This is a genomic window from Synechococcus sp. BSA11S, from assembly GCF_014224355.1.
In the GTDB taxonomy this organism is placed as follows: Bacteria; Cyanobacteriota; Cyanobacteriia; order PCC-6307; family Cyanobiaceae; genus Regnicoccus_A.
Genome location: NZ_VNWP01000002.1, coordinates 168,850 through 181,010 on the forward strand (window position 1 = coordinate 168,850; position 12,161 = coordinate 181,010).

12 protein-coding genes are annotated in these 12,161 nt (G+C 66.9%); 10 read left to right on the top strand and 2 right to left on the bottom strand.

Annotated elements, in window-relative coordinates; translation table 11 throughout:
• Nucleotides 1-112: 112 nt before the first annotated feature.
• From clpB to rfbC, 5 genes are all read left to right on the top strand, one after another.
• Nucleotides 113-2,740: an ATP-dependent chaperone ClpB gene (gene clpB / locus FPZ61_RS02705; RefSeq protein ID WP_185464505.1), complete on the top strand. Its 2,628-nt coding sequence runs from the start codon at nucleotides 113-115 to the stop codon at nucleotides 2,738-2,740.
• Nucleotides 2,741-2,823: 83 nt separating this feature from the next.
• Nucleotides 2,824-3,732 carry a glucose-1-phosphate thymidylyltransferase RfbA gene (gene rfbA / locus FPZ61_RS02710; RefSeq protein WP_255441295.1) on the top strand — a complete coding sequence of 303 codons (909 nt, stop codon included), beginning with the start codon at nucleotides 2,824-2,826 and terminating at the stop codon, nucleotides 3,730-3,732.
• Nucleotides 3,729-4,691 (top strand): dTDP-4-dehydrorhamnose reductase, encoded by a 963-nt coding sequence (gene rfbD / locus FPZ61_RS02715; protein WP_185464504.1) that lies wholly within the window; start codon nucleotides 3,729-3,731, stop codon nucleotides 4,689-4,691. The genes rfbA and rfbD overlap by 4 nt, the downstream gene beginning before the upstream one ends.
• The gene (gene rfbB, locus FPZ61_RS02720; RefSeq protein ID WP_185464503.1) at nucleotides 4,691-5,773 is read left to right on the top strand and encodes a dTDP-glucose 4,6-dehydratase; all 1,083 of its coding nucleotides are present in this window, start codon (nucleotides 4,691-4,693) and stop codon (nucleotides 5,771-5,773) included. The genes rfbD and rfbB overlap by 1 nt, the downstream gene beginning before the upstream one ends.
• A 22-nt stretch (nucleotides 5,774-5,795) precedes the next feature.
• The gene (rfbC, locus tag FPZ61_RS02725; protein ID WP_185464502.1) at nucleotides 5,796-6,359 is read left to right on the top strand and encodes a dTDP-4-dehydrorhamnose 3,5-epimerase; all 564 of its coding nucleotides are present in this window, start codon (nucleotides 5,796-5,798) and stop codon (nucleotides 6,357-6,359) included.
• Nucleotides 6,360-6,362: 3 nt separating this feature from the next.
• On the opposite strand, the gene xth is transcribed toward rfbC, so the two are convergent.
• Nucleotides 6,363-7,184 carry an exodeoxyribonuclease III gene (xth, locus tag FPZ61_RS02730; protein ID WP_185464501.1) on the bottom strand — a complete coding sequence of 274 codons (822 nt, stop codon included), beginning with the start codon at nucleotides 7,182-7,184 and terminating at the stop codon, nucleotides 6,363-6,365.
• A 69-nt stretch (nucleotides 7,185-7,253) separates the two neighbouring features.
• On the opposite strand from xth, the gene FPZ61_RS02735 reads away from it, so the two are divergent.
• Complete coding sequence (locus tag FPZ61_RS02735) at nucleotides 7,254-7,571, top strand: hypothetical protein (protein WP_185464500.1); 318 nt, start codon at nucleotides 7,254-7,256, stop codon at nucleotides 7,569-7,571.
• Here the strand turns inward: FPZ61_RS02735 and FPZ61_RS02740 are convergent.
• On the bottom strand, nucleotides 7,504-8,388 hold the full coding sequence (locus tag FPZ61_RS02740; RefSeq protein WP_185464499.1) for a lipopolysaccharide assembly protein LapB: 885 nt from the start codon (nucleotides 8,386-8,388) through the stop codon (nucleotides 7,504-7,506). The two genes, FPZ61_RS02735 and FPZ61_RS02740, sit on opposite strands and share 68 nt — an antisense overlap.
• 83 nt (nucleotides 8,389-8,471) lie before the next feature.
• On the opposite strand from FPZ61_RS02740, the gene FPZ61_RS02745 reads away from it, so the two are divergent.
• The 4 genes from FPZ61_RS02745 to FPZ61_RS02760 are packed head-to-tail and all read left to right on the top strand — an operon-like array spanning nucleotide 8,472 to nucleotide 12,139.
• A complete protein-coding gene (locus tag FPZ61_RS02745; RefSeq protein WP_185464498.1) occupies nucleotides 8,472-9,173 on the top strand; it encodes a hypothetical protein in 702 nt (233 codons plus the stop codon).
• Nucleotide 9,174: 1 nt separating this feature from the next.
• Nucleotides 9,175-9,840, top strand: a complete 666-nt coding sequence (locus FPZ61_RS02750; protein WP_185464497.1) for a hypothetical protein — start codon at nucleotides 9,175-9,177, stop codon at nucleotides 9,838-9,840.
• Between the two features lie 5 nt (nucleotides 9,841-9,845).
• Entirely contained in the window at nucleotides 9,846-11,072 is a 1,227-nt protein-coding gene (locus tag FPZ61_RS02755; RefSeq protein ID WP_185464496.1) for a LarC family nickel insertion protein, read from the top strand.
• Complete coding sequence (locus tag FPZ61_RS02760; RefSeq protein WP_185464495.1) at nucleotides 11,072-12,139, top strand: lysylphosphatidylglycerol synthase domain-containing protein; 1,068 nt, start codon at nucleotides 11,072-11,074, stop codon at nucleotides 12,137-12,139. Before FPZ61_RS02755 ends, FPZ61_RS02760 begins: the two co-directional genes overlap by 1 nt.
• Nucleotides 12,140-12,161: the final 22 nt, after the last annotated feature.

Below are 12,161 nucleotides of genomic sequence, written 5' to 3' on the forward strand. Positions count from 1 at the left end.
GGCCTGGCCCGTCGTTCGGTTGATTCGCCAATTGTTTCGGCCTGCCCATCCTGCGTCGAACCCCCAGCTGTTCATAGCGTTCTCTCAGCGAATGATTGAGAGGAGTTCATCCATGCACCCCACCGCCGAAGCGTTCACCGAGAAGGCCTGGGCCGCCGTCGTGGCCTCGCAGCAGCTGGCCCAGCAGCGCCGGCAGCAACAGTTGGAGAGCGAGCATCTGTTCGCCAGCCTGCTCAGCCAGCAGGGGCTGGCCACCCGCATCCTCGAGAAGGCCGGAGTCGACGTTGGGGCCCTGAGTCTGGCGGTGGAGGCTTTCCTCTCCCGTCAGCCCAGCCTGAGTGCAGCGCCCGAGAACGTCTTTCTGGGCAAAGGCCTCAATGAGGTGCTCGATCAGGCCGAGCAGCTGAAGGCGACCTACGGCGACAGCTTCATCTCGATCGAGCACCTGCTGCTGGCCCTGGCGATCGACGACCGCTGCGGCAAGCAGCTGCTGTCGGCGGCCGGCACCAGCGCTGACAAACTGAAGGATGCCGTCCAGGCCGTGCGCGGCAACCAGAGCGTGACCGATCAGAACCCCGAAGGCACCTACGAATCCCTGGAGAAGTACGGCCGCGATCTCACCCAGGCGGCCCGTGACGGCAAGCTGGATCCGGTGATCGGCCGCGACGAGGAGATCCGCCGCACGATCCAGATCCTCAGCCGCCGCACCAAGAACAACCCCGTGCTGATCGGGGAGCCGGGCGTCGGCAAGACCGCGATCGTGGAGGGCCTGGCCCAGCGGATCGTCAACGGTGATGTGCCTCAGGCCCTGCAGAACCGTCAGCTGATTGCCCTCGACATGGGCGCGTTGATCGCGGGGGCCAAGTACCGCGGCGAGTTCGAAGAGCGTCTCAAGGCCGTGCTCAAGGAGGTGACCTCCAGCGAGGGTCAGATCGTGCTGTTCATCGATGAGATCCACACCGTGGTGGGTGCCGGTGCTGCCGGCGGCTCGATGGATGCCAGCAACCTGCTCAAGCCGATGCTGGCCCGCGGCGAACTGCGCTGCATCGGTGCCACCACCCTTGATGAGCACCGCCAGCACATCGAGAAGGATCCCGCCCTGGAGCGCCGCTTCCAGCAGGTGTTCGTCGACCAGCCCACGGTGGAAGACACGATCTCGATCCTGCGGGGCCTCAAGGAGCGCTACGAGGTGCACCACGGCGTGCGCATCGCCGATAACGCTCTGGTGGCGGCCGCGGTGCTCTCCAGCCGCTACATCGCCGATCGCTTCCTGCCTGACAAGGCGATCGACCTGATGGATGAATCAGCAGCGCGCCTGAAGATGGTGATCACCTCCAAGCCGGAGGCGATCGATGAACTCGACCGCCGCATCCTGCAGCTGGAGATGGAGAAACTCTCCCTGGGCCGTGAATCCGATCCGGCCAGCAAGGACCGCCTGGAGAGGCTGGAGAAGGAACTGGCCGATCTGAGTGAGCAGCAGAGCACCCTCAATGCTCAGTGGCAGCAGGAGAAGGGGGCGATCGATCAGCTCAGCGCCATCAAGGAGGAGATTGAGCAGGTTCAGCTCCAGGTGGAGCAGGCCAAGCGTCAGTACGACCTCAACAAGGCCGCCGAGCTGGAATACGGCACCCTGGCGGACCTCCACAAGAAACTGACGGCCAAGGAGGCCGAGCTCAACGCCGGCGATGGCGAGAAAACCTTGCTGCGTGAGGAGGTGAGTGAAGACGACATCGCCGAGGTGATCGCCAAGTGGACCGGCATCCCCGTCTCGCGACTGGTGCAGAGCGAGATGGAAAAACTCCTTCATCTGGAGGATGAGCTGCACACCCGGGTGATCGGCCAGAGCCAGGCTGTGACCGCGGTGGCCGATGCCATCCAGCGCTCCCGTGCCGGGCTCTCGGATCCCAACCGCCCGATCGCCAGCTTTCTGTTCCTGGGTCCCACCGGCGTGGGCAAGACGGAGCTCTCCAAGGCCCTGGCCGCCCAGCTGTTCGACAGCGACGACGCCATGGTGCGCATCGACATGAGCGAGTACATGGAGAAGCACGCCGTGAGCCGTCTGATCGGAGCGCCTCCGGGCTATGTGGGCTACGAAGAGGGCGGTCAGCTGACCGAAGCTGTGCGGCGGCGCCCCTACGCCGTGATCCTGTTCGATGAGGTGGAGAAGGCCCACCCGGATGTGTTCAACGTGATGCTGCAGATCCTCGATGACGGCCGCGTCACCGATGGCCAGGGCCGCACGGTGGATTTCACCAACACGGTGCTGATCCTCACCAGCAACATCGGCAGCAGCTCGATCCTCGATCTGGCCGGTGATCCCGCCCGCCACGGCGAGATGGAGAAACGGGTGAACGAGGCCCTGCGGGCCCACTTCCGCCCCGAGTTCCTCAACCGCCTCGATGAAACGATCATCTTCCACAGCCTGCGAGCCGAGGAACTGCGTCAGATCGTGGAGCTGCAGGTGCAGCGGCTGCGCCAGCGCCTGGAGGATCGCAAGCTCGGCCTCGAGCTCGAGGGCGGCGCCCTCGACTGGCTGGCGGGGGTCGGCTACGACCCCGTGTATGGCGCCAGGCCCCTGAAGCGGGCGATCCAGCGTCAGCTCGAAACCCCGATCGCCAAGGCGATCTTGGCGGGTCAGTTCCCCGAAGGCAGCACCATCGCTGTGGATGTGGATCCAGCGGCCGAGCAGGGTCGGTTGCGCCTGCAGCTCGCCAGGAGCCGGGAACTGGCCATGGTCTGATCCCTACCCTTTCGATCCAGACCCGATCGGGACTTCTGCGTGGGCACGATCGGTCACAATCCCCGTGTCCCGCTGCCGCTGCCATGTCACCAATGTCTGACGGCCCACCCGATCGGCGCGGGATCATCCTGGCGGGGGGCTCAGGGACTCGCCTGCACCCGATCACCCAGGCGGTGAGCAAGCAGTTGCTGCCCGTCTACGACAAACCGATGATCTACTACCCGCTCAGCACCCTGATGCTGGCGGGACTGCGCGAGATCCTGGTGATCTCCACCCCCCGCGACCTGCCCCAGTTCAGGGATCTCCTCGGCGACGGGTCCGCCTGGGGGATCTCCCTCTCCTACGCCGAGCAACCCAGCCCCGATGGCCTGGCCCAGGCTTTCCTGATCGGTTCCGAGTTCCTCGCCGGCCGACCAGCAGCGCTGGTCCTCGGCGACAACCTCTTCTATGGGGATGATCTCTCGCGCAACCTGCAGGCCGCCAACGTCCGCTCCAGTGGCGCCTCGGTGTTCGCCTATCGCGTGGCTGATCCCCAGCGCTACGGCGTGGTGGGCTTCGATGAGCAGCGCCGGGTGGTGTCGATCGAGGAGAAGCCCGAGCGGCCCGCCTCCAACTACGCCCTGACGGGGCTTTACTTCTATGACGCCGATGTGGTGGAGCTGGCCCGCCAGGTGCGGCCGTCCTCCCGCGGCGAACTGGAGATCACAACCCTGAATCAGCTCTACCTCGATCGCGGCGACCTGCGCGTTGAGCTGCTCGGTCGCGGCATGGCCTGGCTCGACACCGGCACCTGCGACTCCCTCCATGAAGCCGGCAGCTACATCCGCACCCTCGAGCACCGCCAGGGGCTCAAGATCGGTTGCCCTGAGGAGGTGGCCTGGCGCCTGGGCTGGATCACAGACGCGGAGCTGGAGACCCTGGCGGTCCCCCTGCGCAAGTCAGGCTATGGCTCTTACCTGGAAAATCTCCTCCTGGAGGGTTCCACCCCATGACCACGGCCAACGGGCCTGCACCCGTGCTCGTGATCGGACACCAGGGCCAGGTGGCCTGCGCCCTGCGGCGGCTGGCGCCCAGCCGGCTCCCTGGGCGTCCGCTGATCGCCGTCGGTCGTCCGACCCTCGATCTCTCGACCCCGGTCGAGGACCTGGCCCAGCAGCTCGATGCCCTTGTCGGCGAGCACAGCCCGGCCCTGGTGATCAACGCTGCCGCCTACACCCAGGTGGATCGGGCCGAGAGCGAAGCGGCGCTGGCCCATGCGGTCAACGCCAGAGCCGTCGGTGTCCTGGCCCGGGTCTGCGCCACCCATGCCATTCCCCTGATCCATCTCTCCACCGACTACGTCTTCGATGGCAGCGGTGAGGTCCCCTGGCGGGAGGATGATCCCACCGGCCCGCTGGGCGTCTATGGCGCCAGCAAGCTCGCCGGCGAACAGGCCCTGCGTGAGGCTGGCGGCCGCCATCTGCTGCTGCGGGTGAGCTGGGTCTTCGGCCAGGAGGGCGCCAACTTCGTGCGCACCATGCTGCGGCTGGGGCGCGAGCGCTCTGCCCTTTCCATCGTTGCTGATCAGATCGGTGGTCCCACCAGCGCTGAGGCGATAGCAACCACCCTGCTGGACCTTCTCGAGCTGGCGATCACCGACCGTTCACCCCTGAACGCCGCAGCTTCTTTCCCCTGGGGCACCTACCACCTGGCGGGGGTTCCAGCCGTGAGCTGGTACGGATTTGCCACCGAGATCTTCGCGCAGGCCGTGAGAGTCGGTTTGCTGGAGCGAGCCCCGGAACTCACCCCGATTTCCACCAGCGCCTATCCAACCCCGGCCGAACGCCCCGCCAATTCCCGACTGGACGGCTCCGCCTTTCTCCGGGACTTCGGATGCCCCATGCCCGACTGGCGCCGTGACCTCCATTCCTGTCTCCAGGCCTGGGCCAGTTCCACCACCACCACAGCCTGATGCCCCCGATCCCTCGTCATCTCCTGATCACCGGCGGAGCTGGTTTCATCGCCGCCAATCTTGTTCACCACTGGGCCGCTGCCCACCCCGACGATCGGATCGTCGTGCTCGATGCCCTCACCTACGCGGGCAATCGGGCCACGATCGCGCCCCTGATCAAGGCCGGGCGCATCAGCTTCGTGCATGGTGATATCGGCGATCGACCATTGGTGGACGACCTCCTGGCAGAGCACGGCATCACCCATGTGGCCCATCTGGCCGCCGAATCCCATGTGGACCGTTCGATCACCGGGCCTGGAGCCTTTCTCAGCACCAACGTCACAGGCACCTTCACGCTGCTGGAAGCGTTCCGTGCCCACTGGCAGGCCGCAGGTTCTCCCGAAGTGTGGCGCTTCCTGCACGTGAGCACCGACGAGGTCTTCGGCAGCCTCGAGCCGGGTGATCCCCCATTCTCTGAGACCACCCCCTACAGCCCCCGCTCCCCCTATGCCGCCAGCAAGGCCTCCAGCGACCACCTGGCCCGGGCCTGGCAACACACCTACGGGCTCCCCGTTCTGGTGAGCAACTGCTCCAACAATTACGGGCCTTTTCACTTTCCTGAGAAGCTGATTCCACTCACCCTGATCAACATCCTGCTGGGTCGACCGATCCCCGTCTATGGCGATGGCAGCAATGTGCGTGACTGGCTCTACGTGCAGGATCATTGCCGCGCCCTCGAGCGCATTCTGCTGGCCGGGGACCCTGGTCGTACCTACTGCATCGGTGGCTGCAACGAGGTGGCCAACCTTGATCTGGTGCGGATGCTCTGTGATCTGATGGATGAGCAGGCTCCTGAACTACCTGTACGTCCCAGCCGCGAGCTGATCCGTTTCGTGGCCGACCGCCCCGGCCATGACCGGCGTTATGCCATCGACGCCACCCGCATCCGGGAGGAACTGGGCTGGCAGCCCCAGGTGACGGTGCAGGAGGGCCTGCGCCGCACAGTGCAGTGGTATCTCAGCCACCGTTCCTGGTGGCAGCCCCTTCTCTCCGAGGAGTACGCCAGTTACCTCGAGTCCCAGTACGCGTCTCGGCTCGCCTGACCGTTCAACCCCGTTTCATCTGATGCAGATCGTTCCCCAGTCGATTCCCGACGTTCTTCTGTTCGTACCGAAGGTGTTCGGTGATGAGCGTGGCTTCTTTGTGGAAACGGCCAGGCAGACTGTTCTCAACGAGGCGGGTATTCCGCCCATGGTGCAGCACAATCAGTCACGCTCAGGTTGTGGTGTGCTGCGCGGACTGCACTATCAGCTGGTGCAACCCCAGGGGAAGCTGGTGCGATGCTCCCGGGGTTCGGTGTTCGATGTGGCGGTGGATGTACGTCGTGGATCGCCGAGCTTCGGCCAGTGGGTCGGAGCGATTCTGGATGACGTGAATCACCACCAGCTCTGGGTGCCACCTGGTTTCGCCCACGGTTTCCTGGTGCTTTCGGAGCTGGCCGACTTCTGTTATCTCTGCTCCAATTATTATCACCCTGAGTCAGAACAGGGCATTCTCTGGAGCGACCCTGCTGTGGGGATCCTCTGGCCTGAATTGCCGCCGGGCGTGACCGTGCAGCTCTCCTTGAAAGACAGCTCCAACCCCTCCCTTGAGCACCAGGATCCTGCTCGGCTTCCAGCCCTGCTCTGATTCTCACCAAGGAACCTCGTCCCCGTCCTCCGGCGGCCATTGCAGCTGCACCACCACCGGGGCGTGGTCACTGGGCTTCTCGTTGGCGCGAACTGTTTTGTGGATCAGACAGCCGGTGGCCCGCTCCAGCAGCTCCTCGGAGAGATAGATGTGATCGATCCGCCAGCCGCTGTCGCGGTCCCAGGCTCCGCTGCGGTAGTCCCACCAGCTCCAGTGGCCCTGTTCCGGCTCGAAGATCCGGAACACGTCGCTCAGGCGTTCGTCCAGGGCCAGGCGCAGGGCCTGCCGCTCCGCCTCGCTGGCCATGATCCCGCCGCTGAGCCGTGAGGGGTCATGGATGTCGCGGTCTTCCAGGGCGATGTTGAAATCGCCCACCATGCAGAGGGGATCGCCGTCGCCGCCCTGGGCTTGAAGATAGCGACGCAGGCAGGCCAGCCATTCCAATTTGTAGGCGTACTTCTCCGAGCGCAACGACGAACCGTTGGGGACATAGAGGTTGAGCACGCGCACCCCCTCGATCAAGGCGCTGATCACCCGTTTCTGCTCGCTCAGGGCCAGCGCCTGGTCATCGGGCAGAAGCGCGTCAAAGCCGATGCGGACATCCTCCAGCGGCAGGCGGCTGAGGATCGCCACTCCGTTGTACGCCTTCTGGCCGCTGATCACGGCGGTGTAGCCCAGGGCGGTGAACGCCTCGGTGGGGAAAGCTGCATCCTCCACCTTGGTTTCCTGCAGGCAGAGCACGTCGGGGGCTTCATGCTCCAGCCAGGCCACCACCTGCTCCAGCCGGCTGCGCACGGAGTTCACGTTCCAGGTGGCGATCCGCATCCCGTCCAATCAGCCACCATCGGTGACCCTTAGCATTGAGGCATCATCCTGTCCCGTCGCACGCCTGCCATGGCCCGTCCCCTGGCCCTTGCGGCCTTCACCCTGCTCGCACTTCCTCTTCTCCCCCCAACCGCCCAGGCCCAGCTCAGCTCCTTCGGGCAATCGGTCCAGGAACAGCAGATCTACGACAACAGCCCCACAGGCCGACCCACTGGCGGCATTCTCGAATCGGGCAACCCGCTGGAGCTGATGAACAAACTGCGGCGCAACAGCGCCCTCGACAACGCCACCCAGCCCGGCGATGCCATCGATCAGGCCCTCAAGGACCTGGAGGTCCAGGCGGCTCCTGCCCCTGGGCCGGCTGGACCCCTGGTGACGCCTCCTTAGGCGGCTTCCCCCCCCTGGCACGCCGCAATGGCTCCAGTCCCCAGGCGGCTGCCACCTCATCAAGGCGTGGGTCCGGTTGGTTCGGCTTGAGGCGCCGGGCTCGATCGAGCAACTCCAGGGCCTGCCGGGTCTGCCCCTGCTGCTGTCGCATCAGGGCCTGGCCCAGCAACGGCCTGGGATCCTCCGGTTCTGTGGCGCTCAGCTGTTTGTAGAGGCCCTCTGCGGCCTTGAGCTGTCCGCGGCGCTGGTGCAGGTCGGCCAGCAGCAGCCCGATCGCCAGGGTCTGCTCTTTCTCCTTCTTTCGGCTGGCCTTTTGGTAGGCCTTGGTGAGCAGGGCCTCGGCCTCGGCACCGCGGCCCTGCTCCAGCTGGATCAGGGCCATCAGCTGCAAGGCCTCGAGCAGCTCCGGTCTGAGGTTCAGAAGCTGGCGCACCTCCCGTTCAGCCCCAGTGGGGTCCTTCTGGTCACGGCGCAGTTCCGCCAGCATCAGGCGCAGACTCCAGCGCTGGGGCTGCTGGTCGGCCATGCGCTCCAGCAGCGCTGTGGCCTCAGCCTTGTCGTCGAGAGCCAGCAGCAGTTGCAACAGTCGTTGCTGCTGGCCCTCGCTGGCCTGCCCCCGATTCAGCTCTGCCCGCAGCCGGATCGCCTGCTGCTCCAGCTCCAGTCGGGAGCGATCCACAGGCTTTTGTTCCGGACTGCGCTGTCCCAACCACCACCCCGCCAGAAGCGAGGCCATGGTGAGGGCCACGGCTCCAAGCGCCAACAGCCAGGGCCTTGATCGGGTGTTCACGGCTGCGGCTGAGGGGCGGGATGGCATGGATCCGGAGCCGGTTCCAGCAAGTCTGGCTCCTGGTGCCCTGGCTAGATTGAGATCCGGGCCATTGGTTGCCCCCACCGACAATGCGTCACCATCCCATTTCCCCGGTCACCGAACCGCTCCAGTACCGGGCCATCGGCGTGGTGCGTGGTCAGTACGTGCCCAGCGACCCCGAGCAGCTCACCCGCGGTCTGATCCGAACCGACGACGGCACCGAGATCGACGCCGTTGTGCTCGGCCGGGTGCTCAGCCTGGTGCGCCGTCATCTCGACCTGGAGCGCTCCCACCTCTGGGTGGTCTACCCGCGCTGCCGCGAACCCGGCTCCCTCCATCTCCAGATGGTGGGGGTGTGGGAGCCGAGCACCCTCAGCGAGGCGGAAGCGGAACCGGAATCGAGCGCTGCTGCTGAGCCTCCCGCCGCTGAGCCCTCCCCTGACGACCTTCCCGAAGGCGACGACTACTTCTCGGTGCGGGGTGAGCTCATCTACACCCGCCCTGACTCCCAGGAGCTGGTGGTGAAGGTGCGCCAACGACCCCGTCCTGATGGCAACCGGCCCCAGCCATTCAAGTTGCCCCTCCGCGGCGAGGTTCCTCTGGAGCATCTCCGTCACTTCGTTGCGCTGGACCTGCGCAGAATCGGGGAGGAACTGCACGTCGAGCGCTATGAGGTGATCGCTCCTGTGGCCCAACGCGGCAACCGCGGCGGCAAGGGACGCCCGGAGCGGGGAGGCAGCGGTGGCGCCAGGGGCGGACACCGCAGCGCCGTGAGCCGCCCCGGCCGCTGAGATGGAGCCGCGACCCCAGCTTGGTGATGGCTCGTCCACGGCTCTGCGGGTGGGAGCCGTGGTGGCCGGGGGCACCCTGCTGGCCGTGCTCGGTCCAGTCCTGGGGTTGTCGCCCTGGCTGGTGGCCCTCGCCGCCGGAGGGGGTCTCTCTGGTCTCACTGTCGACGCGGCCCGGTTCGGTGGCCGGGGCGGCCACCTGCTGGCGGAAACCCTCCCCGGTGGTCTCTGGCGCTTGCGCCGCATCGCCATCCACGAGGCTGGCCATGCCCTGGTGGCCGAGCAGGAAGGGCTGCCCGTGAAGCAGGTGCTGGTGGGCAGCCTGGCCTGCCTGCGTGCCGGCATCGGCGCCAGTGGCAGCACCGAATTCGAGCCCCCCGAGCACGCCAAGCTGCCCCCGGAGGATCTTCGCCGCTGGAGCCGGGTGCTCCAGGCCGGGATGCTCGCTGAGCGTCTCCTCTACGAGCAGGCCCGCGGTGGCGCCGACGATCGCGCTCTCCTGGGTCGCCTCTGGGGTCTCTCCGGCTTCGATGTCGACACCGCCCAGCGGGAACAGCGGCGCGCCCGCCGCGAGGTGGAGCAACTGCTGCGCCGCCGCCAGCCGGAACTGGTGGCCCGCGCCGAGGAGCTTCTGCAGGCGGCCCCCCGGCTGCTTCGGAGCGCTGCCTGAGTTCCATGGTGCTGGCCTTTCTGGATTGCCCCACCGGCCTGGCCGGCGACATGCTCCTGGCCGCCCTGCTGGATCTGGGGCTGCCTGAGCCGGCGATCCATCGGCCCCTGGCCCAGCTGGGGCTGGAGGGCCGCTATCGCCTTCACCACCAGGATGGCCGCAGCGGCGGCCTGCGTGGGCGGAGGCTCACGGTGGAGACCCTCGAGGCCGACTCTCCCCACCGCTCCTGGGGCAGCCTGCGCCAGACCATCGCCACCAGTGCGCTCGAGCCGCCCCTGCGCGAGCGGGTGCTGGCGGTCTTCAGCCTGCTGGCGGAGGTGGAGGGGACGGTCCATGGCCATGCCCCGGAGCAGGTGTACTTCCATGAGGTGGGTGCTCTCGATGCCCTGGTGGATGTGGTGGGGGTCTGTGCCGGCCTCCTGCACTTTGAGGTGGACCGGCTGATCTGCGGGTCTCCCCCTGCCGGCCATGGCAGCGTGGACACCGCCCATGGCCGGCTGCCCCTGCCGGCGCCGGCGGTGCTGGAGCTGGCCAGCCGCTGTCTCGTTCCCCTGGCGAGCGCTGAGGGTTTCCCTCCCGGGGAGCTCACCACACCCACGGGGCTGGCCCTGATGGCTTGCTGGGCCGATCGCTTCGGAGTGGCTCCGGCCCTGGTGCCCTCACGGGTGGGGATCGGCCTGGGCCATCGGGAGCTGGATCGCCCGAACCTGCTGCGGCTCTGGCTCGCGACACCTTCCCCTGAAAGTGATTCACGCAGCGGGCCTGCGCTGGAAACGGTGCTGCAGCAGCAGGCTCAGATTGATGACGCCACCCCCGAAGACCTCGCCTTCGTGGTGGAGGAGCTTCGCCGCGCTGGAGCTCTCGAGGTGTTCACTGCCGCCATTCAGATGAAGAAGGGCCGTCTGGGGGTGTTGCTCACCGCACTGGCGTGGCCGGATCAGGCCGGTGCTCTGCGCGAGGTCTGGTGGCGCCATGGCACCAGCCTGGGTGTGCGCGAACAGCTGCAGCATCGCTGGGCCCTGCCTCGCCGCACGCTCAGCCTCAGCACCGATCTGGGGATGGTTCGCCTCAAGCAGGCCGGCGTGCCCGGCGGCCCACCCCGCTACAAAGCCGAGCACGACGACCTGGCGGCCCTTGCCCGCCGCCATGGCCTCAGCCTCGCCGAGGTGCGCATGGCAGTGGATGACGCCCTGGCGAAGGACAATGCCCTCGCCCCACCCGAGAGTGGCTGATGCCCTCCCCCCCGCAGCTGTGGTCGTTGCTGATCACCCGGGCGCAGTCCCTTGCAGCAGGCCTGAAGCGGGTGTCCTGGCGACTGCCGCCTCTCCCTGGGGGCGCCCGCCTCTGGGTGACACTGTTGAGCCTCGGTTTTCTGCTGGCAGCTCTCAAGGGCAATGGTGAGCAGCTGCTGGCCCAGCGCCCTGATTCCCAGGGCTGGCTCTGGCTGCTGATCGGGGTGGGGCTGAGTCTGCTCAGCCTGGTGATCAACGGCCTGGCCTGGGCGGTGGGGCTGCGCTGGTTCAGGCTTCGGCCCCGCTGGGGTCTGAGTGTGAGGGAGTACCTGAGCACCAACCTGCTCAAGTACCTGCCGGGGGGCATCTGGCACCTGGCGGCGCGCGTGCGCCTGCTCGGCCTGGGCGAGCCACTGCTCGTTGGTCAGGCCAGCCCGGTGGGCACACCCCTGGCCCTGGCGGCAACCCTGCTGGATCCGCTGCTGGCGGCCAGTGCCGCCCTGGCGATCGCCGCTGTGGCGGGTTGGAGGGTCGGCTGGCCCCTGTTGGGCCTGCTGCCGCTGCTGGTCCTCGCGCCACGCTGGTTCCAGCCGCTTCTGCAGCGTCTGGAGCGCTCCCGCGAGCGGCAACTCGCGCGGGCCCAACGAAGTGAAAGTGAGCCTGCGCTCCCTGGCTCAGGCGGGTTTCTGCTGCCCGGCTATCCGCTTGTGCCGTTGCTGGCTCAGGCCCTGTTCGTCGTCTTTCGCTTTGCGGGATTTGCCGCCTGCGTGCTGGCGTTCGATCAGCAGCTCTCCCTGGCCTGGGGCGCCTGGCTGCTGGGCTTCTGTCTGGCCTGGACGGCAGGACTGGTGGTGCCGGGCGCCCCAGGGGGACTTGGCGTGTTCGAGGCGGTGCTTCTGCTTCAGCTCGGGGGTCAGCTGGCGGAAGCGCCCCTGCTGGCCGTGGCGCTCAGCTACCGCCTGGTGGTCACGGCCGCTGATCTGCTGGGTGCCCTGACAGCCCGGCTGGATCAGGCCATCGATCGGCAGCACGCCCATGGCGCCCAACCTGAGCAGCACGACGTCTGATCAGCTAGTTCGCAATTGAAGG